Raw genomic sequence first — 23,317 nt, 5'->3', positions numbered from 1 at the left:
GAGTGAAGCCACGATGTTGGACTCCAGGCGCGCCGCCCGCCATGGCGCCTCACCCACCGCCTTCGCCCTCTTCCGCGGCGCGGCCGTCGCTCTCGCGACCGCGACCGCGCTGTGCTCCGCGCTGATCGGCGCCGTGGCCATCCGGGTCGCGCGTCAGGTCGTGACGCCCGCCGGACGTCGTGCTGACACCCGCATCCTCGCGCTCGATCCGGCGTCGCAGACGATCACGCTCGAGCGCAACGACGACACCGAGCTGCCGGGGCGCTACGGTTTGTTCACGCGGGGCACCGAGGACTACGTCAAGCTCGGCAGCGTCCTCGCCGAGAACGAAGCCGGCGTCAAGCGCAAGTTGCTGACGCACGTCGGTCAGGACGCGCGGCTCTCCGCCGAGGCCGCGTTCAGCGGTTGGTACTTCGACCGCCCCGATCAGCTGCAGCTGCCCTTCAGCTCGCAGCTCATCGGTTCGGCCGTCGGGCCGTGCCCCGCGTGGCTGTTCCCGGCGGAGCAGGAGACGGATCTCTGGTGCATCCAGATCCACGGTCGGGGCACGACGCGCGCCGAGTGCCTGCGGGCAGTCCCGCTCATGCACAGCCTGGGTGTCACCACGCTGGTCGTCTCGTATCGCAACGACGGTGAGGCGCCGCGCAGCCGCACGGGCACCTACGGGCTCGGTGCCACGGAGTGGCGCGACGTCGATGCCGCGATCGGCTTCGCCCGGCGCAACGGTGCCCGCCGCATCCTGCTCATGGGGTGGTCGATGGGGGGCGCGATCGCACTGCAGTTGGCGCTCAGCTCGGCGCACCGGGACATGATCGCCGGTGTCATTCTGGATTCGCCCGTCATCGACTGGCGCGTCGTGCTCGACTACCAGGCGGGCCTGATGAAGCTTCCGCCCACGGTCACGAAACTCGCCATCTCGGCGCTCGAGTCGGACTGGGGCACGGCATTCACCCGCACCGGGACACCGATCCCTTTCGACCGGTTGGATGTCGTCGCTCGCGCGGGCGAGCTGCGGGACCCGATCCTCATCCTGCACAGCGACGACGACGGCTTCGTCCCCTCGGACGCCTCTCACGATCTGCGGCAGGCACGCCCCGACCTCGTCGAGCTCGAGGTCTTCGAGGTGGCGCGCCACACGAAGCTGTGGAACTACGACGAGCAGCGCTGGAGTGCCCACATCCGCGACTGGATGCGTGCGCAGGGACTCACGCCGACGGGCGAGCCCGCAGATAGCTGAAGCCCGAGTCGTCGACGAGCAGGCCGTGCGGCGCTGCCAGCGTGTGACCGTCGGGAACACGGATGAACGGCGCGGTCGCCGGCACGAGTTGGGGCGCGACGGAGACGCAGAACTCATCGATCACACCCGCGCGAGCGAATTGCGAGGCGAGCGTGGGTCCGCCCTCGCAGACGACACGCAGCCACCCGCGATCCGCGAAGGCCGAGAGCACGCGGGAGGGCTCGAGTTCGTCGCCCGCAACGGCGATGACGTCGAGCCCCAGACCCTCGCTGTTGCTTCTCACGGTGTCGGCATCGCGCTCGGCGCACACGAGGACCACGCGGGCGGTGTCGTCGTCCGGCGCCAGCTGGTGGCCTTCGAGTCGTCCTGTCCGGGTAACGATCGCCAGCCGGGTGCGCTTGGGCACGACGTATCGCTCGGCGCGTACGCTCTGCGCACCCACCACCACGACATCGCTCCATCCGCGGATCACGCCGAGGATGCGTCGATCGACGGGGCTCGAGAGCGTGTCGCTCGTGCCGTCCGCGCCCGTCGCAGAACCCGTCAACGAGGTGATCATGTTGAGCCGCACCGACCGCTCGGCCTGCGGCTCGTACTCGCTCCGCAGCCATCGGAGCCCGGCGTCGTCACCGGCGTCGATACGCTCGACCGGGCGGGGGATCACGCGCGTGAGGTGCATCTTCACCCGCCGCTCTTGCGCTGGATCTGGCGCTTCGCGCGCAGCAGCATGCCCGTCATCCCCGCGATGCGAAGGGGGGAGACAGCGCGGGTCAGGCCGAGGCTCTGCGGGTAGTCGTCTGGAACGGCGAGGGCGTCTGCGACGGTGAGGCCGGTCAGCCCCTGGGCCAGGATGCTGGCGAAACCGCGGGTGGTCGGAGCCTCCGCCGGCGCGGTGGCGTGCATCGCGACAAAGCCGTCGTCATCCACATCGACCACGATGTACACGGGGGACTGGCACTCCGCCACCCGCTCGCACAACTCCGGGTGCCCCTCATACTCCGCCGGGATCGGCGGGAGCTCCTGCGAGAACTCCAGGAGCAGCTGCAGGCGTTCGGGTTCTGCGAGTGCGAGGAAGTCCTCGCGGATCTCGGCGAGCTTCTCGGGGAGGGCGCTGTCGGTCATCCGCGACATTCTCGCACGCAGCGCCTAGCGGCCGGGCACCTCGCCCGGCTCGGAACCGGTCACGATGGGAACGCGCACCGCGCTGCCCCATTCGGTCCACGAACCGTCGTAGTTGCGGACGTCCTCGAAGCCGAGCAGGTGCTTCAGCACGAACCAGGTGTGGCTGGAGCGCTCACCGATCCGGCAATACGCTACGACCGGCTCGCCGTCGGCGAGTCCGGCCTCATCGCGGTAGATGGAGTCCAGGTCGGCGCGCGACTTGAAGGTTCCGTCCTCGGCTACCGCGCGCGCCCACGGCACGCTCTGCGCCGACGGGATGTGGCCGGCACGCAGCGCGCCTTCTTCGGGGTATGCGGGGGCACTGGTCCGCTCGCCCGAGTACTCCTCGGGGGACCGTACGTCGATCAACGGGTGACCCAGATGTGCGAGGACGTCCTCCTTATATGCGCGCAGCACGCTGTCATCCCGCTCGATGACGGGGTATTCGGTGCGCGCGCGGTTCGCGGGTTCGGTGGTGATCTCTCGCCCCTCTGCGATCCACCGGTCACGGCCCCCGTCCAGCAGTCGGACGTCCTCGTGGCCGAACAGCGAGAACACCCACAGGGCATAGGCGGCCCACCAGTTGTTCTTGTCGCCGTAGATGACGACGGTGTCCTCGCGCGAAATGCCCTTGCGGCTGAGGAGGTCGGCGAATCCGGCGCCGTCGACATAGTCGCGTACGACGGGGTCGTTCAACTCGGTGTGCCAGTCGACCTTCACCGCGCCGGGGATATGGCCCGTCTCGTACAGGAGGACGTCCTCGTCCGACTCGACGACGACGAGTCCGGGAGTGCCGAGGCGCTCCTGCAACCACTGGGTGGTGACGAGTCGTTCGGGGTGCGCGTAGGCGGCGAATTTCTCGGAGGTGGAATCGAGGTCGACGGGCACGGGATTCTCCTGTTCAGTCGGGATGCGACCGAGCACGTAAAGTGGGGAAGTCGCCTGATCGAGCCTAGGTTCGAGTCGCTGCGGCCGCATCCGCCCCGTAACCGTGTGACACAGGATCCCGCATGACTTCGCCTGCTCAACAGAACGCATTCGTGCACCTTGCCGAGCGGTCCCCGCAGGTGACCGGTGCGGACATGGTGGCCTCCCTCGTACCTCCGCCGCAGTTCGCCGACGCGAGCTTCGACACCTACCGTGCGGATGATGCCTTTCCCTCGCAGGCCGAGGCCAAGCAGACCCTCGGCGAGTTCGCCGGAGCGGCGGTGGAGGCGCCGAGGCGCGGCCTCTTCCGCCGTGCCCCTCGCGCGCCCGAGCGCAAGCCCGGCGTGTACCTCGACGGCGGGTTCGGCGTCGGCAAGACCCACTTGCTCGCGTCGATCTATCACGCGATGCCCGCGCGCAGAAAGTACTTCGGCTCGTTCATCGAGTACACGGCCCTCGTCGGTGCACTCGGGTACCAGCAGACCGTGGAACTGTTCCGCGGTTCCGACCTGTTGTGCATCGACGAGTTCGAGCTGGATGATCCGGGCGACACGATGGTGATGACGCGACTGCTCGGCGAGCTCGTCGCATCCGGCACCAAGCTCGCCGCCACCTCCAACACGCCGCCGAACGCACTGGGCGAGGGGCGTTTCGCCGCGCAGGACTTCCTGCGCGAGATCCAGGCGATGTCGGCTTCGTTCGAGACGCTGCGGATCGACGGTGTCGACTACCGCCAGCGAGCGGTCGACGGTCATGCGGTCGTTCTGGATGCGGGAGCATACGAGAGTGCACTTGCCGAGGCCGCCGCATCCGGCGTCGTCTCCGATGACGATTTCTCGACGCTCATCGCCCATCTGGCGAAAGTCCACCCCTCGCGCTACATCCGCCTCATCGAGGGAGTGACGACCATCGGGCTGCGCGACGTGCAGCAGCTGACCGACCAGTCCGCGGCCCTTCGCTTCGTTGCCTTCGTCGATCGCGCCTACGACGCGCAGATTCCGGTGAGGGCGACCGGCGTGGCTCTCGACCAGGTGTTCGGCGACGAGATGCTCGCGGGCGGCTACCGCAAGAAGTACCTCCGCGCCATCTCACGTCTGATCGCGCTCACCCACTCCTGAGCCGGGATCCCTGGCGGGTTCTCGGTGTGGGGAAACCTGTTGTTTACCGTGGCGGGCTCGCTGTAACACAGCCGAAACACCATTCGCGCACCACTGGAACTCCTTCTCGACAAACTGTGGACGTCCTGAGGAGCTGCGACCCGATCTGCGGCCCCGGGATACCTCGAGTAACACGACATGGATGAGGAATTTCATGGATAGCGGAAATCTCGCCTGGTCCGTCGCTGCGACGGCACTTGTGCTCTTCATGACGCCGGGCGTCGCGTTCTTCTACGGAGGACTCGTCAAGGCCAAGAGCGTCGTCAGCATGATGATGATGAGCTTCGGCGCGCTGGGCCTGGTCAGCGTTCTGTGGATCCTCTACGGGTTCAACATGAGCGCGGTCGAAAGCCCGTTGTCGTTCGCCGGCAACCCCTTCTCCGACTTCGGTCTGGGTGGCCTCGACGACAACGGCCTCGTCGGCGCCACCTATGGCGCGACGTTCGCGATTATCACCGTCGCGCTGATCTCCGGCGCGATCGCCGACCGCGCCAAGTTCGGCGCCTGGATGATCTTCGCCGGCGTCTGGGCAACGGTCGTCTACTTCCCCGTCGCAGCATGGGTCTGGGGTGGCGGCTGGGCCATGTCGCTGGGGGAGACCTTCGGGTTCTCGACCTCGGTCATCGACTACGCCGGTGGTACCGCCGTGCACATCAACGCCGGCGCCGCGGCGCTCGCGCTCGCGCTCGTCCTCGGCAAGCGCATCGGCTTCCAGAAGGGCATCACCAAGCCCCACAACGTGCCGCTCGTCATGCTCGGTGCGGCGATCCTGTGGTTCGGCTGGTTCGGCTTCAACGCCGGCGCTGAGGGCACCTTCGGGCTGCTCGGCACCGAGGACTCCTCGGTCGGCCTCATCATCATCAACACGCTGGGCGCCACCGCGGCCGCCATCATCGGTTGGCTCGTCGTCGAGAAGCTGAAGGACGGCAAGGCCACCTCGGTGGGCGCCGCCTCGGGTGCTGTCGCCGGTCTCGTCGCCATCACCCCCTCGTGCGCCAACCTCACGCCCGGCTGGGCCCTGCTGCTCGGTGTCGTCACCGGTGCCGTCTGTGCCCTCGCGATCGAGCTGAAGTGGAAGCTCGGCTACGACGACTCGCTCGATGTGGTCGGCATCCACCTCGTCGGCGGTCTGATCGGAACGATCTACCTCGGCTTCTTCGCGACCGAGACGGGCCTGTTCGTCGGCGGCAACTACGAGCAGCTCGTGCTGCAGGTCATCGCCGCTGTCGGCGTGCTGGTCTACTCCTTCGTCGTCGCCTGGATCATCGGCTTCGCGATCGAGAAGACCATCGGCTTCCGCATCAAGAACGAGGACGAGCTCGCCGGCGTGGACTCCACGGTTCACGGTGAGGAGGGCTACTCGCTCGCCGAGCAGTCCTGACACATCGTTTCCAGCAGGAGAGGGCGTCGCGGATCACCGCGGCGCCCTCTCCTTTCGGCATCTGCAGCACCCTTCGGCCTGGATAGGCTGGCGCGATGGGTCTGCTCTCCCGCCTCGGCCGCGGTGTCCTGCGCCTGGTGCGCCCCGGGGCGTCGTCACAGACGTACGAGGTGGACCCCCGTTCGGTCGGTCGGCTGAGACTCGCGTACGCGCCGCGTCCCGATGGGATTCCGGATGCGGGGGAGATCGTCTGGACGTGGGTGCCGTACGCCGAACGTGACGGCCGCGGGAAAGACCGCCCGGTGCTCGTCGTGGCTCGTCAGAGCCGCGACCGTGTGTACGCGGTCAAACTCACCAGTCGTGCGCACCCGGGGGTCGATGCCTACGTTCCTCTGGGGGCGGGTGCATGGGACCCGCAGCGTCGGCCGTCGTGGGCCGACATCGATCAGCTCTACAGCGTCTCCCACGCGGGGCTGCGCCGCGAGGGGGCGACGCTCGACGCGGCGCGCTTCACCCGCGTCGTCGATGCTCTGCGCGCGCGCTTCGGGTGGCGGTGAGTGTCAGTCGTCGCTGATCGATAGGCCCACGTGCGCCGCGAGAAGCGGTGCCAGCTGCAGGGCCTGGTCGTGCGTGATCGTGGCGCCGGACAGCTGGCCGACGCCGGAGACGGCTGAGAGCGCTGCGTCTCTGAGATCGACATCCACCAAGACCGCCCGAGGCAGCTCGAGGGAGGCGATTCGGGTGTCGGTGAACCGCACCCGCCGGCAGCGTGCGTCGGCCAGATCGAGTTCGTCGATGGCGCAGTCGGTGAACTGGACGTCGATCAGCTCAGAGCCGCGCAGGTTCACAAAGCCGAGGCGGCATCCGATGAAGTGGATGCTGCGCAGCGAGCTGTCGTATGCGGTGAGGGCGCCGACGCGGCCGCTCAAGCGCGCGTCGGACCAGTCTGTGCGAGCAGCATCCATCACGGGAACATCCAGCGCGTCGAGCGCGACCTCGAGCAGGCCCGCGCCACGGAGGCGCAGCTCGGGGGCGACGAATCGGTCGAAGCGGACGCCGTCGAGCCGGGCGTCGGTGAGATCAGCGGGGGAGTGGCTCTCGACGGCGAGTCTCACGCCCGTCAGCGTCGCCCCGGCGCGCAACTGAGCGAGGCTGCCGTCGGCGAGGTCGTCGAGATGCAGGAGGTTCAGCTGCGGGGGCTTCGGGAGCGGCGCCATGCGTCCATCCTGGCCCGTCCCGGCCGCTCTCCTGGAGCGAGTTGTCGCTCCGCACCTGCTCGCCTGTAGCCTCGGGGCCATGCGCGCGAGCATCCGGCGAACACGGAGGTGGGCTGTCCGCGGATTGGCCTGGGCGGCGTCCGTCCTCATCGCCGCCGCGGTCGTCGTCCTCATTACGAGCTCCACCCACGGAGCGTGCTACGACTCGGGTACCGATCCCGACGCGAGTTCCTGCACGAGTGGGCCGATCGTGGGCGTGGCGGGCGTGTGGATCCTCTTGGTTCTGTGGGCGCTCGTCGCTGCATATACCGGCTACCGGGTACTTCGGCGGAGGATTCCGTGACAGAAGCGCGGGGCGCGACAGGAAACGCGAAACCCCCGGCTGAACCGGGGGTTTCGATGGTGGGCGATACCAGACTCGAACTGATGACCTCTTCCGTGTGAAGGAAGCGCGCTACCAACTGCGCCAATCGCCCGTGACCCGTGGGGCCGAGAATCGAGCATACCGGATGCGGACGGGCTCCGTTGACCAGACGGCGAGACACGCGCGGGCCCGTCTCGGTTTTGCGAAGCGTCGGAGTTGGGATAATGTTTTCCAAGTGCCCGAGAGATCGGGAACGAAATGCGGATGTAGCGCAGTTGGTAGCGCATCACCTTGCCAAGGTGAGGGTCGCGAGTTCGAGTCTCGTCATCCGCTCGAGTGCGGGGATCTCCCTCCGGGGAGATCACGTCACGTGGGTCGAACCACACACGGTGGCGTGGCCGAGCGGCTAGGCACCGGCCTGCAAAGCCGTTTACACGGGTTCGAATCCCGTCGCCACCTCGCCCATAACTGAACAGCCTATACAGGCGCGATTGGCGCAGCGGTAGCGCGCTTCCCTGACACGGAAGAGGTCACTGGTTCGATCCCAGTATCGCGCACCGAAGAACCCCCGGTTATCCGGGGGTTTTCTCGTCCTCGGGGTGGATTCTGCGCAGAAGCCCGGTCACTCGAATCCTGGCGGTGCGACGTCTGCACGACCAGTGGTGCTGATGTGGCCTGGCGTGGCTGGTGCGCTATGCGTTTCGGCATCCGCCGTGCAGACGTCGCGCCGCCGGCTCCGACCCTCCGGGGCCGGGACCGGGGTCGGGTCGGCGTCGGTGAGTGGCGTGCCTTCGCGATCTGGGCCATCGCAGGCTTCGCGCAGAGCCTGCTGCTCTGAGCCGCCCAATGCGGTCCGGATGCGGCGAGCCCGCCCGGCGCGGCGGCATGCCGCGCGCCGGACGGGCTCGAGAGTCAGGCGAGTTCGGCGAGCGCGGTCTTGATCAGCTCGGCGACGGCGCCGGGGTTGGAGACCATCACCGAGTGCGACGCGCCGTCGATGACGCGGGTGCCGCGCGACCCCGCACGCTCCGCCATGAACGCGAGCCCCGCCTCGGGGATGTTCTTGTCACCCGTGCCGTAGACGAACCACGACGGGAGCGTCTTCCAGGCCGGCGTCTCGGTGGGCAGACCTTCGCCGAGCGCATAGTCGCGGATAGGGCGCTGCGTGAGGGCGGACAGTTTCGCGACCTCGAGCGGCACGTCCGCGGCGAACTGGTCGGGGAACAGTGCGCGGTCGACGACGAGATCGTTCGTGCCGTCGCCGAGCGGATAGGGGCGCACACGCTCGCCCAGGGTGCTGCCCGGGAACTGACCGGTGAGGTCGAGAGCGTTCTCGCCGTGGTCGGGTGCGAAGGCCGCGACATACACGAGGCCCTTGACCTTGCCGTTTCCTGCGCCGGCCTCGGTGATGACCGCACCGCCGTACGAGTGGCCCACCAGCAGGACGTCGCCGGGCAGCGAGTCCACGAGTCGACGCACGTTCTCGGCGTCCGTGGTGACGCTGCGCAGGGCGTTCGGTGTCGCGATCGCGTCGATGCCCGCATCCTGCAGCAGGGTCAGGACGCCGTTCCAGCTCGACGACTCGGCGAAGGCGCCGTGGACGAGGACGACGGTGATATCGGACATGGGTGGATTCTCCTCAGGTTCCTGTGCTCGCTCTCGGGGCGCCCGACGGCGCGGCGAGTACGGCCCGAACCTATAAGCGGCGCCGGTGACCCGCATCCGCTCTGAGTCGGAAGCCGCCCCGCTCCCTGACGAGGCTCGACGCGGGTCGAAGTCGTCTTCGTCACGCCGCGGTGCCACGGCACGGCGCGGCTCGACGAGACTCGCCGGCATCCACTTCACGGGACGAAGGAGCACCATCATGGACACCCCGGAGCGCACAGTGCCGCACCACGAGGCGGCGACGTTCGGCAACCCTGACCTTCCGCCGGAAGGTGAGATCAACACGGTCGACCGGCCGCAGAGCACCGTGATGACGGGCCCGCAGAACCCCGCCATCGCATCGCAGTTCCCGAACCAGATCGACGCCCCGGCCACCGACATCTCGACGCAACCGTTCTTCTGGTCCTCGTTCAACATCTCGCCGCGTCGCGTGCAGCGCGGGGGTTGGGCGCGCGAGTTGACCAGCAGCGACTTCCACATCTCGGACGAGATCGCCGGCGTCAACATGTACCTCGAGCCGGGTGGGATCCGCGAGCTGCACTGGCATCAGACGGCGGAATGGGCCGTCATGACGCGTGGCAAGGCTCGTGTGACGACGCTGAGTCGTTCTGGGCTGCCGGCGGTCGAGGACGTGGAGGAGGGGGACCTGTGGTTCTTCCCTGCGGGAACTCCGCATTCGTTGCAGGGACTCGGCCCGGACGGCGCGGAGTTCGTGCTCGCTTTCGACGATGGACAGCAGTCGGAGTCGAACACGCTGCTGCTGACGGACTGGTTCGCGCACACGCCGCCGGAGGTGCTGGCCAAGAACTTCGGGGTCGCGCAGGAGGTGTTCTCCGACATCCCGCTGCACAACCTCTGGATCTTCCCCGGCGACGAACCGCCCGCACTCGATGTCGATCAGGCCGCCGCGGGCGTCGAGTGGGGGATGGAGCCGGTCATCTTCCGGCTGTCGCGCTCCCAGCCGCGGTATCAGAACTCGGGCGGCAGCGTTCAGGTCGCCGACTCCACCAACTACGCGTACTCGAACACGGTCGCTGCGGCTCTTGTGACGGTCGAGCCGGGCTCGATGCGCGAGTTGCACTGGCATCCCAACGCGGACGAGTGGCAGTACTACCTGCGCGGCTCCGCCCGCATGACGGTCTTCAACACCGGCCCGCACGCCAACACCACGGATTTCCGCCCGGGTGATGTCGGCGTGGTGAAGAAGAACTACGGTCATTACATCGAGAACACCGGCGATGACGTTCTGCAGTTTCTGGAGGTGTTCCGTACCGACAGGTACGAGGAGATCAGCCTCGCCAACTGGCTGGCGCACGTGCCGCCCCAGCTCGTGTCCGCCCACCTCAACATCGATCCCGCCGTTCTCGCCACCTTCCCGCGGACGGCACAGGGCATCACGCCTCTGCGCGGATGAGCGGATGCGTGGGCCGGGACCGGGCCGCCCGCGGCGAGGTCCCGGCCCACGCGTCGTTCAGCGTCCCGCTTCGGGAGGCAGCGCCAGCCACGCGGCGCGGCGCTCCGCCTGTGCCACCGGGTCCGGCACCGGGAGCGACGTCAGGAGACGCTCGGTGTAGGCGTCCTGGGGATGCAAGAGCACCTGCGCCGTCGTTCCCTGCTCGCGCACCTCTCCCTGACGAAGCACGACGACCCGGTCGGCGACGGCATCGATGACGGCGAGGTCATGGCTGATGAACAGCGACGCGAAGCCGAGTTCCCGCTGGAGCGTGGCGAACAGCTCCAGCACCGTCGCCTGCACCGATACGTCGAGGGCGCTCGTCGGCTCGTCGGCGATGAGGAGCTTCGGGTCGAGCGCGAGGGCACGTGCGAGAGAGGCGCGCTGACGCTGACCCCCGGACAGCTCGTGCGGAAAACGGTCACCGTATGCGGCGGGCAGGCGCACCGCGTCCAGCAGCTCGTCGACCCGCTTCCGCGCCTGAACGGCGCTGCGCACCCGCTTGTGCACCACGAGGGGTTCTGCGATGCACTCCGCGATCGTCAGCAAGGGATTGAAGCTCGTCGCCGGATCCTGGAAGACGAATCCCACCTGCGGGCGGAGGGCGGCGAGCGCCCGCGGCTTCACGTCGCGCATCTCGGTGCCGAGAACCTCCAACGACCCGTCGACGACGGAGGTGAGACCGACGATCGCGCGGCTGATGGTCGTCTTCCCGGAACCGGACTCGCCGACCAGGCCCAGGACCTCACCGGGTCCGATCCAGAAGTCGACGCCGTGCACGGCCACGACGCCCGTGCGGCCGAAACGACCCGGGTAGGCGATGTGAAGGTTGCGAGCGACCACGAGACTGCCCGCCGGCGGCTCGGACGGGGCGGCGGCGGCCGCATCCTGAGCGGCGCTCTTGCCGGCACCGACGTGGGGGACGGCGGCCAGCAGTTCCCGCGTGTAGGGCTGCTGCGGATCGGCGAAGAGCTCGAGCACCGGGGCCTGCTCGACGATCTCCCCGCGATACATGACCACCACACGATCCGCGAGGTCGGCGACCACGCCCATGTTGTGCGTGATGAGCACGATCGTCGCGCCGAACTCGTCGCGACAGGCGCGCAGCAGTTCCAGGATCTCGGCCTGCACGGTGACATCCAGAGCGGTCGTCGGCTCGTCCGCGATGATGAGGCCCGCGTTGAGGACGAGCGCCATCGCGATGACGACGCGTTGCTTCTGCCCGCCGGAGAACTGGTGCGGGTAGTCATCGACGCGCCTCTCCGGGTCGGGGATCCCCACCTTGCGAAGGATCTCGATCGATCGGCGCCGCGCCTCGGCGCGGGTGACGCGCTCGTGGGCCCGGATGCCCTCGGCGATCTGCCAGCCCACCGTGAACACGGGGTTCAGCGCCGTCGACGGCTCCTGGAACACCATCGCGGCATCGCGACCGCGCATGGCGCGCAGCTGGGAGGCGGTCGCGTGGACGATGTCCGTCTCTCCGCCGTGCCGAGCCTGGATCACGACGGCGCCCGACGTGGTCGCGGTCTCCGGGAGCAGACCGAGCAGGGTGTTGGCCGTCACGGTCTTTCCGGAACCGGACTCCCCGACGATGGCGAGGACCTCGCCTGCGTGCGCGGCGAGCGAGATGCCTGCGACGGCGACGACGGGATCGCCGTCGGTGGCGAAGGTGACGGTGAGGTCGTCGATGCGTGCGATATCGGTCATGCGGTCGCCTCCTTCTTGCGCGGGCGCGCCGCGCGCCGCCGGGTGCGCAGACGCGGGTCGCTGAGATCGTTGAGGCTCTCGCCGACGAGCGTGATGCCGAGGACGACGAGGACGATCGCGATGCCCGGGGGAATGGCGGTCCACCAGATGCCGCTCGTGACGTCCGAGACGGCGCGGTTGAGGTCGTAGCCCCACTCCGCGGCGGCCGTGGCCTCGATGCCGAATCCGAGGAAGCCGAGGCCGGCGAGCGTCAGCAGCGCCTCCGAGGCATTGAGGGTGACGACCACGGGCAGCGACCGGGTGGAGTTGCGCAGTACGTGTCGCAGGAGAATGCGCGAGGTCGGAACGCCGATGACCTGCGCCGACTCCACGAACGGCTCCGCCTTGACGCGCACCACCTCACTGCGGACGACCCGGAAGTACTGCGGGACGAAGACGACGGTGATGGCGATCGCCGAGGCGAGGATGCCGCCGCGGAGAGTCGACTGCCCCTGGCTGATGACGATCGACATGACGATCGCCAGCAGCAGCGACGGGAAGGCGTAGATGGCGTCGGCAAGCACCACGAGGATGCGGTCGAGCCAGCCCCCGAAGTATCCGCCGAGCAGGCCGACGAGCACGCCGAGGAAGATCGAGAACGCGATGGCGCACACGATGGCGAGCAGCGCCGTCTGCGCGCCCCAGATCGTCCGCGACAGGACGTCGAAGCCGCTGACGGTCGTTCCGAGGAGATTGACCGCGTTCGGCGCCTGGAGGGTTCCGAAGTCCTGACCGTCTACGGAGCGCTGGGCGAAGCCGTAAGGCGCGATCCACGGGGCGAGGGCGGCGGTCAGGATGAACAGGGCCGTGATGACGAGTCCGGTCACGAGCATGCCCCGCTGCAGTCCCACACTCCGGCGGAGCTGCGAGAGGACCGGTAGCCGATCGATCAGGGGACGGCGGCGCTTGGTGACGGCGGCCGGAGAGGAGACGGTGGACATCAGTACCTCACTCGCGGGTCGATGAGAGCGGCGACGACGTCGACGATGAAGTTCGTGACCGCCACCACCACGGCGATCATGACGACGATGCCCTGCACGGCCACGAAGTCCCGCGCCTTCAGGTACTCGGAGAGCATGAAGCCGATGCCCTTCCACTCGAAGGTGGTCTCGGTGAGGACGGCGCCCGAGAGGAGCACGGCGATCTGCAGGCCGATGACGGTGACGATCGGGATGAGGGCCGGGCGGTAGGCGTGCTTCGTGACGAGCCGGTACTCGCCCACGCCGCGGGCGCGTGCACTCGTGACGTACTGGGAGCCGAGGGTGCCGATCACGTTGGTGCGCACGAGACGCAGGAAGATCCCGGCCGTGAGGATGCCGAGGGCGAGCGCCGGAAGCACGGCGTGCCACAGGACGTCGCCGATCGCATCCGCTCTGCCGAGTCTGATGGCGTCGATGAGGTAGATCCCGGTCTGACCGTCCAGGCTCTGCAGGGCGAGTTCGGTGCGCGTTCCCGCGCGCCCGGATGCGGGGAGGACGCCGAGTCCGACGGAGAAGATGAGCTTGAGCACCATCCCCAGAAAGAAGATCGGCGTCGCGTAGCCGAGGATCGCGGCGATCCGCAGCGCCGCATCCTGCCAGCGGTCGCGGCGGTAGGCCGCGAGCAGACCGAGCGGGATGCCGAGCACGAAGGCGACGATCAGCGCGTACAGGGCGAGTTCGAGGGTCGCGGACCCGTACTGCAGCAGGATCGTCACCACCGGACGACCGTCGGTGATCGTGTTGCCGAAGTCGCCGCGGAAGACGCCGCCGATGTACTCGGCGTACTGGATGATCAACGGGCGGTCGTAACCGGCCTCGTGGATGCGTTCGGCGAGCTGATCGGGGGGGAGCTTGCCGCCGAGGGCGGCTGTGATGGGGTCTCCGGTGACCCGCATCAGAAGGAAGACCACGGTGACGAGGATGAAGACGGTGGGGATGATCAGGATGAGTCTGATCAGGATGTAGCGCCAGAGCCCGCCCCGCTGGGGAGCGACGGGCTTGACGACGGCGGCGGCGTCTACCGCTGTGACCATGCGGAAACCTTTGAACGGTCGGAGTCCTCCGTCCGCGTCCGGACGACGCCGCCGCGAGGCGGCCGCGTCGTCCGGAGCGATGGGGGACCGGTGGGTCGGGTCTTACTTGTGGAGCGGGGCGTAGCGGAACTTGAACGAGCCGTCGAGCACGGCGCCGTCCACGTCCTTGCCGACGACCGCGACCTGCGTGCCCTGCAGCAGCGGCAGCGTCGAAAGGTCCTTCGCCACGAGCTCCTGGATCTGCTCGATGTCCGACTGGCGCGCGGTCGCATCCGTCTCGGACGCCTGAGCCGTGATGAGCTCCTGCACCGCGCTGTTGTCGTAGTGGTTCACGAGGAAGTTGTCTGCGGTGAAGAACGGCGTCAGGTAGTTGTCCGCGTCGGAGTAGTCGGGGAACCAACCGAGCTGATACATCGGGTAGACGTCGGCGGTGCGGTCCTTGGAGTACTGCACCCACTCGGTCTGCGCGAGGTTGACGGTGAACAGGCCTCCCTCTTCCAGCTGCGACTTGACCGCGGCGTACTCGTCACCCGAAGAGGGGCCGTAGTGGTCGCCGTTGTACTGGAGGTTCAGCGTGACCGGAGTGGAGACGCCGGCGGCCTCGAGGGTGGCCTTCGCCTTGTCGAGGTCGGGCGCACCCGCGCCGTCGCCATAGAGCTCCTTGAGGGGCTCGGTTGCTCCGGTCAGGCCCTGCGGCACATAGGAGTACAGCGGGGTGTAGGTGCCCTTGTAGACGTCCTCGCTCAGCGCCTGGCGGTCGACGAGGTCGGCCATCGCCTGCCGCACCGCGAGCGACTTGGTCGGGTCGGCCTCGGGCGTCGCGGCACCGAACGGCATCGTGTCGAAGTTGAACACGATGTAGCGGATCTCGCCGCCCGGACCATCCACGACCTTGACCGCGTCGTTCTTCGACAGATCGTCCACGTCGGTGGCGGAGAGGCTGCGGAAGGCGACGTCGATGTTCCCGCCGGCCACGTCGAGCTTCAGGTTCGACGAATCGGCGTAGTACTTGACCGTGACGCTGCTGTTCTCTGCAGCACCGAGCGCGCCCTTGTAGTCGGGGTTCGGCTTGTAGGAGATCAGCTCGTTGATCTTGTACGAGTCGATGACGTACTGACCGCCGAAGGCGTTCCCGGCGACGATGTCGTCGTCGCTCGTGAGGGCGTCGGGCGAGAACACCTCTTCGTCGACGATGGGACCCGCGGGGCTGGAAAGGATCTGCTCCCACGTCTGGTCGTTGCCGTTCTTCAGGGTGAAGACGACGGTGGTGTCGTCGGGAGCTTCGACGGATGCGAGGTTGCCCAGGAGCGAGGAGGGGCCGTTCGGATCGGCGATCTTCAGCTGCCGGTCGAAGCTGAACTTCACATCCGACGAGGTGAGCTCGTGACCGTTCGCGAAGGTGAGGCCGTCCTTGAGCTTGACGGTGAACTCCGTCGGCGAGGTGAACTCGCCCGACTCGGCGATGTCCGGGGTCACATCCGCGGTGCCGTACTGGCTGTTGAAGAGGAAGGGGTAGACCTGGTTCATCACCGCGAACGAACCGTTGTCGTATGAGCCGGCCGGGTCGATGAAGGTGATCTTGTCGGTGGTGCCGACGATGAGGTCGCCGCCTTCACCGCCGCCGCTCGATTCGCCGCTGTCGCCGCTGGAGCAAGCGGCGAGCATCACGGCCGTGCCGGCAAGAGCGGCGAGTGCGAGCGCTGTGCGGCCGCGCCTGATGTGAACAAGAGACATAGTGGTATCCCTGCTGTGAATGGTCGCCGGGCGCACTTCGCCCAGCGCATGCAGGTCATTCTCACCTGATCGTGAGCGAACACCCAGCAACATGGCGATCTTTTAACGCACCCGAAACGCCTTCCGTGAGGCGTTGTCGGTCAACAGATCGCTCAGGTCGCAGCCTCGAGATCGTCGGTTCTGCCCGCGCCTAGACCACCGCAGAGGTCGTCGCAACCGCCCCGGCACGCGATGGGCCGGAGCGCATGGTGGATGCATGAGACGCATCACCTACGCGGGCGAGAACGTTCTGACCACCGACGACGTGGCGCGCGTGCTCGTGGAACTGACGGCGGAACTCGCCAAGCGTGGCGAAGCGGCTGCCGTGCGGGTCCCCATCGATCCTGAGGGCACCGCCGAACTCGTGGTCGGCCTCGGCAACGACGTGCTCTCGGTGCCCGTCGCGTGGGAGGGCGACGATCCGGACTTCGACGGCTCCGAGCTCGAGGCCCACCTCGCGCGGGTGCGCCCGACGCCCGAGCGGCATCTGCGAGCGGTCGAGGGCTACAGCGAGCCGGACGACGGATACGACCCCGACTACGACATCACCGAGGCCTGAGCTCACCGCATCCAGAGCAGCGGAAGCGTGGCGAGGCCCACCACAAGGGGAGCGGCCAGCGCACCCCACAGGATGAATCGTCCCCACGACACCTCGATGCCCTCGGATCGCAGCCGCTCGTGCCACAACAGCGTCGCCAGCGATGCCCATGGCGTGACGAGCGGACCGGCGTTGACGCCGATGAGCAGGGCCGCGAGATGGATGGGGGATGTGGCGACCGCCGGTTCGAGAGCCAGATAGGCGGGCAGGTTGTTGATGACGTTCGCACCGACGGTGCCCGCACCGGCGACCGCGAACACGGTCCACGGCTGGTCCGAGGCATTGAGGACGGCCGACACGGGATCGAGCAGGCCGGCTGCATCCGCCGCCGAGGCGACCAGGAGCAGACCGCTCGCGAAGACGAGGAGCTGCCACGGGATGAGCCGCAGCGAGAGCAGGCGTGGTGAGCGCCACGCGACGAATCCGACGAGCAGGACCGCCGCGAATGTGGCCGGGATCCAGGGCTCGAGGCCCGAGACCAACAGCGGCAGCATGACTGCGACGATCACTCCGGCCGCGATCAGCAGGGCCCTGTCGGCGACGTGTGGTGATCGGGCGGGGGAGAAACGCCCGCGCAGTTGACGACGGTCGCGCAGCCACAGCAGGGTGACGGTGACGAACACGGCGATCAGTGCGGAAGGTCCGAGCAGCCCGATGAACGCTCCCGTACCCCCCTCGAGATTGTGGGCGGCAAGCAGGTTCGTGAGATTCGACACCGGCAGAAACAGCGATGCCGTGTTGGCGAGCCACACCGTGGCGAACGCGAACGGCAGCGGCGGAAGCCCATTCGCCCTCGCGACGGCGACGACGACGGGGGTCAGGAGCACCGCCGTGGTGTCGAGCGAGAGGAAGGCGGTGGACACGAGCGCGAGCGCCACCACGAGAAGCCAGAGCAGAATGGTGCGCCCGCGCGAGAGGCGGGCCAGGAATGCACCCAGCACATCGAACAGACCGACACGGGTCGCGAGCTCCGCGACGACCGTGATCGCGGTGACGAAGCCGAGGACGGGGAGGATGCGTTCGGCCACCGCGACAGCCGCATCCACGGGGAGGATGCCGAAAAGGACCGCGGCGATGCCGACCAGCAGCAGCGCGCCGCCGATGAGAGCCAGCTTCACGACACCATCTTGCCGCCGCGCAAGCTCGATAGGATCGATTGAGACCCACTTCAGGAGCGTCCTTTGACTGATCTGACCCCGGCAGCCGTCGCCTACCCCGTAGACGGATTCGCCCTCTTCCCCGACCGCTCTGTCATCGCGTTGCGCGTGAACGGCGAACTGAAGGACCTCGCGACGACGGTCGCTGAGACCGACGTCGTCGAGCCGGTCACGATCTCCTCCGAGGACGGCCTGGCCATCCTCCGGCACTCCACCGCGCACGTGCTCGCCCAGGCGGTGCAGCGCATCAAGCCGCAGACCAACCTCGGTATCGGTCCGCCCGTGACCGACGGCTTCTACTACGACTTCGGCACCGACACTCCCTTCACCCCGGAGGACGTCAAGGCCATCAAGAAGGAGATGGAGCGGATCGTCCGCGAGAACCAGCGTTTCGTGCGCCGCGTCGTCACGGACGACGAGGCGCGGGCGGAACTCGCCGACGAACCTTTCAAGCTCGAGCTGATCGGGTTGAAGGGCGGCAAGAAGGAAGCGGCCGAGGGGGCATCGGTCGAGGTCGGTGCGGGCGAGCTGACGATCTACGACAACGTGAACCGCGATGGTGAGACGGTCTGGAAGGACCTCTGCCGCGGGCCCCACGTGCCGAGCACCCGCGTCATCGGCAATGGCTGGGATCTGCAGCGCATCGCCGGCGCTTACTGGCGCGGCAGCGAGAAGAACCCCCAGCTGCAGCGCATCTACGGCACCGCGTGGGCGACCAAGGACGACCTGCGTGCCTACCAGCACCGACTGGAGGAGGCGGCGAAGCGCGACCACCGCAAACTCGGCAAAGAACTCGACCTGTTCTCGTTCCCCGACGAGATCGGGTCCGGCCTCAGTGTCTGGCATCCCAAGGGCGGCATCGTCCGCGGCGAGATGGAGCAGCACGCGAGGCGTCGGCATGTGGAAGGCGGCTACACCTACGTCTACACGCCGCACATCTCCAAGGAAGACCTGTTCATCACCTCCAACCATCTGGTGACCTACCGGGAGGGCATGTTCCCGCCCATCACCATGGACGAGGAGCGTGACGCGGAGGGCAACGTCACCAAGGTCGGCCAGGAGTACTACCTCAAGCCGATGAACTGTCCGATGCACATCCTCATCTACAAGGAGCGCGGCCGCAGTTACCGCGACCTGCCGATGCGACTCGCGGAGAACGGCACCGTCTACCGCAACGAGCTCTCGGGTGCCCTGCACGGCCTCACGCGCGTGCGCGGGTTCACCCAGGACGACTCGCACCTGTTCGTCACCCCGGAGCAGCTCGAATCCGAGGCGACCCGAGTGCTGGAGTTCGTCATCTCGATGCTCCGCGACTTCGGCCTCGAGGACTTCGAGCTGGAGCTGTCGATGCGTGACGACGAGAAGTCGAAATGGATCGGCTCGGACGAGTTCTGGGAGTACTCGACGAATGCGCTGCGCAACGTCGCCATGGCGAGCGGTCTGAAGCTCACCGAAGTGCCGGGCGAGGCCGCGTTCTACGGGCCGAAGATCGACCTCAAGACCCGCGACGCGATCGGCCGCACGTGGCAGCTGTCGACCGTGCAGGTCGACCCGAACCTGCCCGAGCGCTTCGGTCTCGAGTACACGGGGCCCGACGGCGAGAAGCACCGCCCGATCATGATCCACCGGGCCCTGTTCGGTTCGATCGAGCGCTTCTTCGCCATCCTGCTGGAGCACTACGCAGGGGCTTTCCCTGTGTGGCTCTCGCCCGTGCAGGTCGTCGGCATCCCGGTCGCGGAGCAGTTCGCGGATTACCTGGACGGCATCGTCGACCGCCTCAAGGGATCGGGCGTCCGGGCCGAGGTCGACCACTCCGACGACCGGATGCAGAAGAAGATCCGCACGCACACGACGCAGAAGGTCCCGATCCAGCTGATCGCGGGGGAGCAGGACCGCAGTGCCGGCACCGTCTCGTTCCGCTTCCGTGACGGGACGCAGACCAACGGGATTCCCGTCGACGACGCGATCGCGATGATCCAGCGGGCGATCGCCGACAAGGTCCTCGTCAACACCGCGGAGGACCTCGCGTGACGACAGAGCCGGAGCAGACGGATGCGGCGCTGGTCGCCGCATCCGATCTGCCCGGCGTCCCGGATGAATTCCAGCGGTTGTGGACTCCGCACCGCATGGCGTACATCCAGGCCGGCCCCGAGCCGCACTCCGAGCAGTGCCCGTTCTGCGCGGCGCCGCACAAGAGCGACGAGGACGGACTCATCGTTCATCGCGGGGTCCGCGCCTACGTCCTGCTGAACCTGTTCCCGTACAACTCCGGCCATCTGCTGGTCTGCCCCTACCGCCACATCCCGACCTATGACCAGGCGGATGCCGAGGAAGTCGCCGAGATCGGTGCGCTCACCCAGACGGCGATGCGCGTGCTGCGCGAGACCTCCCGGTGCGACGGGTTCAACATCGGGATGAATCAGGGCGCCGTCGCCGGCGCCGGGGTGGCGGGGCATCTTCATCAGCACGTCGTTCCGCGATGGGCGACCGACGCGAACTTCTTCCCCATCATCGCGCGCACCAAAGCGCTGCCGCAGCTGCTCGGGGACGTGCGCCGCTCCCTCGCGGACGCCTGGCCGCTCTGAGCGTTCTCCACAAGCCCCCGGCACGGACCGGCCGCTGTCGATAGCGTGGCGGGCATCGTTCCACGAGCCCGGGGGTCTCTCATGCGCACACGTTCGGTCCGCCTCATCGCACCCATGCTGTTGCTGGCTCTGGTGCCGCTGGCGGGGTGCCAGTTCACTCCGCTGCCGGCATCCAGCGAACCGGGCGAGGCACTCTCTCCCTCGGGCGAGCCCACCCAGAACACCGACGAATCCGGCTCCGACGAGCTGATCGACGGTGATGTCTTCGCCGAGCGCGATGCCTTCTTCGAGGCTCAGCAACAGATCCCCGGCGACCCGATGCTGACGCCGAAGACGCCGGAGCAGCAGGAGTTCATCTCGCAGCAGCGGGCCTACACCGAGTCGCAGGGCGGCACGTGGTCACCGGAGATCGAGAGCATCACCCTGGCCCTCGCGCTGGACGCTTGCGAGACCTCGATCCTCAACGGGCATGACGTGGACGCGGATCTTTACGCCACGCACATCGCGACCTCGCCGCTGATCTCGGCCCTGGCGAACGGCGACCCGACCACCGAGCGCAATGTCGTCAGCATCATGGTGTTCGGAACCGGGTTCTTGTGCCCGGCCGACGCTCCGCAGTGGGAGAGCGCCTTCCGCGCATCCACGGGCGGCTGAGCAGGCTCAGCGCACCTGACGCACGGGGAACTGAAGGCGCGGGTGCGCGTAGGCGTCTTGCGACTCCACGAGCTGGAGCTCGCGCTCACCCGAGCGGTGCGTCGCCTCCAGCAGGTCGAACACGCTGGATGCGGTGCGCGCGAGGGCATCCGCGGCATCGCCGGTGCGCGTGTAGTGCGCGGTGAACAATGCCGCGGTCACATCGCCGGAACCGTTCGCCTTCATCGGCAGCAGCGGGGTCGTCACGATCCAGGCGCCCCGGGGCGTCACAGCCATCATCTCGATCGTTCCCTCCTCGCGGTCGGGGCGCTCGACGCTCGTGACCAGTACCGTCCCCGGTCCCATCGCGCGGGCGGCATCCGCCGAAGCGAGGGTCTCCTCGATCGTGTGCGGATCCGTGCCGGTGAGAAAGCCCAGTTCGAACTGATTGGGCGTGATGATGTCCGCCACCGGCACGACCTTCTCGCGCAGGAGCTCCGGGATGGCGGGGGCGACGAAACAGCCGGACTTGGCGTTGCCCATGACGGGGTCGCACGCGTACACGGCGTTCGGGTTGGCAGCCTTCACGCGCGCCACGGTCTCCACGATCACGTCGGCGATGCCCTCGGAGCCCTGGTATCCGGACAGGATGACGTCGATCTTGTCGAAGACCCCGCGCTCCTCGATACCCGTGATGACCTCGCGCACGTCGTCCGGCGCGATGAGCGGTCCTCGCCAAGCGCCGTATCCGGTGTGGTTCGAGAAGTTCACCGTGTACACCGGCAGCACCTCGACGCCGATGCGCTGGAGGGGGAACACCGCGGCGGAGTTGCCAACGTGACCGTAGGCGACGGCGGACTGGATCGAAAGTACCTTCACGGCGGAGTCATCCCATCTTCGAGGTGGCGGCGACCGCATCCACGGCCGCGGCGAGGTCGGCGATGAGCCGGTCGGCGTCATCGTCGGAGAGATCATGCACCGTCAGGCGCACATGGTGCGTCGCTCGTGCGTCGGCGAGGACGAACTCGTCGCCGGTGCGCGCGAGCCAGCCGCGTCGCATGAGCTGCTCGGCGACCGCGCGGGCCGACACGCCGAGCGGGACCCACAGGTTGAGACCGTCGCCGGGCTCGACGGCGAAGCCGTGCTCCCGCGCCCGTTCGGCGAACGCGCGGTTGCGGTCCGCGTAGTGCCGTCCCGTCGATCGGATGGCGCCGTGGACCGCGTCGTCGGCGAGGAGAGCGACGGCGAGTCGCTGCAGGAGGTGGCTGACCCAGGTGGTGCCGGGGCTGAGTCGGAGTGAGAGTCGGTCCGCCGTCTCGGGATCCGAGGCGGCGACGGCCAGACACATATCGGGTCCGAGGAACTTGGACACCGATCGCACGAGCGCCCAGCGCCGGTGGTCACCGCCGATGATCGAGTGGTACGGCTGCGCGGAGAGCAGCGAGAAGTGGTCGTCCTCGATGATCAGCACGTAGGGATGATTCTCCAGGACCGCGCGCAGCTCGGCGGCTCGGCGGGCGCTCAGACTCGCGCCGGTCGGATTCTGGGCGCGCGGCGTGCAGACGATCGCGCGAACGCCGGCAGCGAGCGCCGCGCGAAGCCCGTCCACGGTCATCCCCTCGGCGTCCACGGGAACCGGAACCGCGCGATAGCCGCCGAGACGCACGGTGTGGATGCTGGCGAGGAAGCAGGGGTCCTCGAGGGCGACGGCGTCGTCCCGGGTCAGCGCCTGCGCGAGCAGGCGCTCCACGGCATCGACCGCCCCGCTCGTGATCGTCAAGCGCACCGTCGACGGCGCGACGTCGGCGCTGACCCACTCTCGGGCCCACCCCTCGAGATCGGGGTCGATGACAGGCTCGCCGTAGAGGACGGGCCGGCGTGCGATCCGTGTGAGCGCGGGAACAGCATCCGGGATGCGGTCGGGATCGGGATTGCCGGTGCCCACGTCGCGGAGCACGGTGCCGGCGGCGAAGCCCTCTTGCGCGACAGGGGCGGGCTCGGCGACGAGCGTGCCGCCGCGCCCGCGGGTGACGACGGTGCCCGCCTGAGTGAGCAGCCGATACGCCGCCGCGACCGTGTTGCGGTTGACATCCAGCGACTCGGCGAGTGCGCGGACCGGCGGAAGCGACTGCCCTGGGGCGAGCTCGCCGCGCTCGACGAGCGCGCGGACGCTGTCGGCGATCTCCGCGGCGGAGGAGCCGCGGATCTCGGGACGCGTGTCAGACAGAGACATCGAGATCAGCCTACGC

21 protein-coding genes and 4 tRNA genes are annotated in these 23,317 nt (G+C 68.1%); 12 read left to right on the top strand and 13 right to left on the bottom strand.

What is annotated here, in order from left to right:
- Window positions 1-13: 13 nt before the first annotated feature.
- Entirely contained in the window at window positions 14-1,237 is a 1,224-nt protein-coding gene (locus tag KYX17_RS15985; RefSeq protein ID WP_243227925.1) for a S9 family peptidase, read from the top strand.
- Here KYX17_RS15985 and KYX17_RS15980 read toward each other — a convergent pair.
- From KYX17_RS15980 to KYX17_RS15970, 3 genes are read right to left on the bottom strand one after another with little or no spacing between them, the layout of a single operon-like run.
- A complete protein-coding gene (locus tag KYX17_RS15980; protein WP_243228213.1) occupies window positions 1,206-1,916 on the bottom strand; it encodes a dihydrofolate reductase family protein in 711 nt (236 codons plus the stop codon). The genes KYX17_RS15985 and KYX17_RS15980 overlap by 32 nt on opposite strands.
- 2 nt (window positions 1,917-1,918) lie before the next feature.
- A complete protein-coding gene (locus KYX17_RS15975; protein WP_243227924.1) occupies window positions 1,919-2,359 on the bottom strand; it encodes a SufE family protein in 441 nt (146 codons plus the stop codon).
- Between the two features lie 24 nt (window positions 2,360-2,383).
- The gene (locus KYX17_RS15970) at window positions 2,384-3,286 is read right to left on the bottom strand and encodes a sulfurtransferase (RefSeq protein WP_243227923.1); all 903 of its coding nucleotides are present in this window, start codon (window positions 3,284-3,286) and stop codon (window positions 2,384-2,386) included.
- A 122-nt stretch (window positions 3,287-3,408) separates the two neighbouring features.
- Here KYX17_RS15970 and zapE point away from each other — a divergent pair, with 122 nt between their 5' ends.
- The 3 genes from zapE to KYX17_RS15955 all read left to right on the top strand — a co-directional run bounded on the left by zapE (window position 3,409) and on the right by KYX17_RS15955 (window position 6,420).
- Complete coding sequence (zapE, locus tag KYX17_RS15965; protein ID WP_243227922.1) at window positions 3,409-4,443, top strand: cell division protein ZapE; 1,035 nt, start codon at window positions 3,409-3,411, stop codon at window positions 4,441-4,443.
- A 193-nt stretch (window positions 4,444-4,636) separates the two neighbouring features.
- Entirely contained in the window at window positions 4,637-5,863 is a 1,227-nt protein-coding gene (locus tag KYX17_RS15960; protein WP_243227921.1) for an ammonium transporter, read from the top strand.
- 95 nt (window positions 5,864-5,958) lie between these two features.
- Entirely contained in the window at window positions 5,959-6,420 is a 462-nt protein-coding gene (locus tag KYX17_RS15955; protein ID WP_243227920.1) for a type II toxin-antitoxin system PemK/MazF family toxin, read from the top strand.
- A gap of 3 nt (window positions 6,421-6,423) precedes the next feature.
- Here the strand turns inward: KYX17_RS15955 and KYX17_RS15950 are convergent, their stop codons facing one another.
- Together KYX17_RS15950 and KYX17_RS15945 are read right to left on the bottom strand one after the other, a co-directional pair.
- Window positions 6,424-7,080, bottom strand: coding sequence for a pentapeptide repeat-containing protein (locus KYX17_RS15950; protein WP_243227919.1), 657 nt, complete (start codon window positions 7,078-7,080; stop codon window positions 6,424-6,426).
- A gap of 400 nt (window positions 7,081-7,480) precedes the next feature.
- Window positions 7,481-7,556, bottom strand: a tRNA-Val gene (locus KYX17_RS15945).
- Between the two features lie 148 nt (window positions 7,557-7,704).
- Here KYX17_RS15945 and KYX17_RS15940 point away from each other — a divergent pair.
- The 3 genes from KYX17_RS15940 (at window position 7,705) to KYX17_RS15930 (ending at window position 8,001) form a co-directional block, all read left to right on the top strand.
- Window positions 7,705-7,777: transfer RNA gene (locus tag KYX17_RS15940), tRNA-Gly, on the top strand.
- A gap of 55 nt (window positions 7,778-7,832) precedes the next feature.
- Window positions 7,833-7,903 (top strand) — tRNA-Cys (locus KYX17_RS15935).
- A gap of 26 nt (window positions 7,904-7,929) precedes the next feature.
- Window positions 7,930-8,001 (top strand) — tRNA-Val (locus KYX17_RS15930).
- Between the two features lie 355 nt (window positions 8,002-8,356).
- Here the strand turns inward: KYX17_RS15930 and KYX17_RS15925 are convergent.
- Window positions 8,357-9,070, bottom strand: a complete 714-nt coding sequence (locus KYX17_RS15925) for an alpha/beta fold hydrolase (RefSeq protein ID WP_243227918.1) — start codon at window positions 9,068-9,070, stop codon at window positions 8,357-8,359.
- Between the two features lie 238 nt (window positions 9,071-9,308).
- On the opposite strand from KYX17_RS15925, the gene KYX17_RS15920 reads away from it, so the two are divergent.
- Window positions 9,309-10,523 carry a cupin domain-containing protein gene (locus KYX17_RS15920; RefSeq protein ID WP_243227917.1) on the top strand — a complete coding sequence of 405 codons (1,215 nt, stop codon included), beginning with the start codon at window positions 9,309-9,311 and terminating at the stop codon, window positions 10,521-10,523.
- A 57-nt stretch (window positions 10,524-10,580) separates the two neighbouring features.
- Here the strand turns inward: KYX17_RS15920 and KYX17_RS15915 are convergent, their stop codons facing one another.
- From KYX17_RS15915 to KYX17_RS15900, 4 genes are all read right to left on the bottom strand, one after another.
- On the bottom strand, window positions 10,581-12,269 hold the full coding sequence (locus KYX17_RS15915; RefSeq protein WP_243227916.1) for an ABC transporter ATP-binding protein: 1,689 nt from the start codon (window positions 12,267-12,269) through the stop codon (window positions 10,581-10,583).
- Complete coding sequence (locus KYX17_RS15910; RefSeq protein ID WP_243227915.1) at window positions 12,266-13,249, bottom strand: ABC transporter permease; 984 nt, start codon at window positions 13,247-13,249, stop codon at window positions 12,266-12,268. Before KYX17_RS15910 ends, KYX17_RS15915 begins: the two co-directional genes overlap by 4 nt.
- Window positions 13,249-14,322 carry an ABC transporter permease gene (locus tag KYX17_RS15905; protein ID WP_243227914.1) on the bottom strand — a complete coding sequence of 358 codons (1,074 nt, stop codon included), beginning with the start codon at window positions 14,320-14,322 and terminating at the stop codon, window positions 13,249-13,251. Before KYX17_RS15905 ends, KYX17_RS15910 begins: the two co-directional genes overlap by 1 nt.
- 102 nt (window positions 14,323-14,424) lie before the next feature.
- The gene (locus tag KYX17_RS15900) at window positions 14,425-16,056 is read right to left on the bottom strand and encodes an ABC transporter substrate-binding protein (protein WP_243227913.1); all 1,632 of its coding nucleotides are present in this window, start codon (window positions 16,054-16,056) and stop codon (window positions 14,425-14,427) included.
- A 256-nt stretch (window positions 16,057-16,312) separates the two neighbouring features.
- Between KYX17_RS15900 and KYX17_RS15895 the strand changes: the two genes are divergently transcribed.
- Window positions 16,313-16,654 (top strand): hypothetical protein, encoded by a 342-nt coding sequence (locus KYX17_RS15895; RefSeq protein WP_243227912.1) that lies wholly within the window; start codon window positions 16,313-16,315, stop codon window positions 16,652-16,654.
- 2 nt (window positions 16,655-16,656) lie between these two features.
- Here KYX17_RS15895 and KYX17_RS15890 read toward each other — a convergent pair whose 3' ends face one another.
- Window positions 16,657-17,811, bottom strand: coding sequence for an SLC13 family permease (locus KYX17_RS15890; RefSeq protein WP_243227911.1), 1,155 nt, complete (start codon window positions 17,809-17,811; stop codon window positions 16,657-16,659).
- A gap of 63 nt (window positions 17,812-17,874) precedes the next feature.
- Between KYX17_RS15890 and thrS the strand changes: the two genes are divergently transcribed.
- The 3 genes from thrS (at window position 17,875) to KYX17_RS15875 (ending at window position 21,089) form a co-directional block, all read left to right on the top strand.
- Window positions 17,875-19,881: a threonine--tRNA ligase gene (gene thrS, locus KYX17_RS15885; RefSeq protein ID WP_243227910.1), complete on the top strand. Its 2,007-nt coding sequence runs from the start codon at window positions 17,875-17,877 to the stop codon at window positions 19,879-19,881.
- Window positions 19,878-20,435, top strand: coding sequence for an HIT domain-containing protein (locus KYX17_RS15880; protein WP_243227909.1), 558 nt, complete (start codon window positions 19,878-19,880; stop codon window positions 20,433-20,435). Before thrS ends, KYX17_RS15880 begins: the two co-directional genes overlap by 4 nt.
- A gap of 81 nt (window positions 20,436-20,516) precedes the next feature.
- Window positions 20,517-21,089, top strand: a complete 573-nt coding sequence (locus KYX17_RS15875) for a hypothetical protein (protein WP_243227908.1) — start codon at window positions 20,517-20,519, stop codon at window positions 21,087-21,089.
- A gap of 6 nt (window positions 21,090-21,095) precedes the next feature.
- On the opposite strand, the gene pdxY is transcribed toward KYX17_RS15875, so the two are convergent.
- Complete coding sequence (gene pdxY, locus KYX17_RS15870; protein WP_243227907.1) at window positions 21,096-21,947, bottom strand: pyridoxal kinase PdxY; 852 nt, start codon at window positions 21,945-21,947, stop codon at window positions 21,096-21,098.
- Window positions 21,948-21,954: 7 nt separating this feature from the next.
- Entirely contained in the window at window positions 21,955-23,301 is a 1,347-nt protein-coding gene (locus KYX17_RS15865) for an aminotransferase class I/II-fold pyridoxal phosphate-dependent enzyme (RefSeq protein WP_243227906.1), read from the bottom strand.
- Between the last annotated feature and the right edge of the window lie 16 nt (window positions 23,302-23,317).

It is taken from the genome of Microbacterium sp. CIAB417, assembly GCF_022788845.1.
Note: the sequence above shows the minus strand (reverse complement) of the source record. Positions and strands in the feature narration are given on the sequence as shown.

What these genes read in the sequence shown, in the direction of transcription:
- KYX17_RS15950 (WP_243227919.1), bottom strand. Translation starts at nt 7,080, where the DNA reads ATGGCGCCGCTCCCGAAGCCCCCGCAGCTGAACCTCCTGCATCTCGAC.
- KYX17_RS15920 (WP_243227917.1), top strand. Translation starts at nt 9,309, where the DNA reads ATGGACACCCCGGAGCGCACAGTGCCGCACCACGAGGCGGCGACGTTC.
- KYX17_RS15975 (WP_243227924.1), bottom strand. Translation starts at nt 2,359, where the DNA reads ATGACCGACAGCGCCCTCCCCGAGAAGCTCGCCGAGATCCGCGAGGAC.
- KYX17_RS15900 (WP_243227913.1), bottom strand. Translation starts at nt 16,056, where the DNA reads ATGTCTCTTGTTCACATCAGGCGCGGCCGCACAGCGCTCGCACTCGCC.
- KYX17_RS15980 (WP_243228213.1), bottom strand. Translation starts at nt 1,916, where the DNA reads ATGCACCTCACGCGCGTGATCCCCCGCCCGGTCGAGCGTATCGACGCC.
- KYX17_RS15865 (WP_243227906.1), bottom strand. Translation starts at nt 23,301, where the DNA reads ATGTCTCTGTCTGACACGCGTCCCGAGATCCGCGGCTCCTCCGCCGCG.
- KYX17_RS15905 (WP_243227914.1), bottom strand. Translation starts at nt 14,322, where the DNA reads ATGGTCACAGCGGTAGACGCCGCCGCCGTCGTCAAGCCCGTCGCTCCC.
- KYX17_RS15960 (WP_243227921.1), top strand. Translation starts at nt 4,637, where the DNA reads ATGGATAGCGGAAATCTCGCCTGGTCCGTCGCTGCGACGGCACTTGTG.
- KYX17_RS15875 (WP_243227908.1), top strand. Translation starts at nt 20,517, where the DNA reads ATGCGCACACGTTCGGTCCGCCTCATCGCACCCATGCTGTTGCTGGCT.
- KYX17_RS15985 (WP_243227925.1), top strand. Translation starts at nt 14, where the DNA reads ATGTTGGACTCCAGGCGCGCCGCCCGCCATGGCGCCTCACCCACCGCC.
- KYX17_RS15915 (WP_243227916.1), bottom strand. Translation starts at nt 12,269, where the DNA reads ATGACCGATATCGCACGCATCGACGACCTCACCGTCACCTTCGCCACC.
- zapE (WP_243227922.1), top strand. Translation starts at nt 3,409, where the DNA reads ATGACTTCGCCTGCTCAACAGAACGCATTCGTGCACCTTGCCGAGCGG.
- KYX17_RS15895 (WP_243227912.1), top strand. Translation starts at nt 16,313, where the DNA reads ATGAGACGCATCACCTACGCGGGCGAGAACGTTCTGACCACCGACGAC.
- KYX17_RS15910 (WP_243227915.1), bottom strand. Translation starts at nt 13,249, where the DNA reads ATGTCCACCGTCTCCTCTCCGGCCGCCGTCACCAAGCGCCGCCGTCCC.
- KYX17_RS15925 (WP_243227918.1), bottom strand. Translation starts at nt 9,070, where the DNA reads ATGTCCGATATCACCGTCGTCCTCGTCCACGGCGCCTTCGCCGAGTCG.
- KYX17_RS15955 (WP_243227920.1), top strand. Translation starts at nt 5,959, where the DNA reads ATGGGTCTGCTCTCCCGCCTCGGCCGCGGTGTCCTGCGCCTGGTGCGC.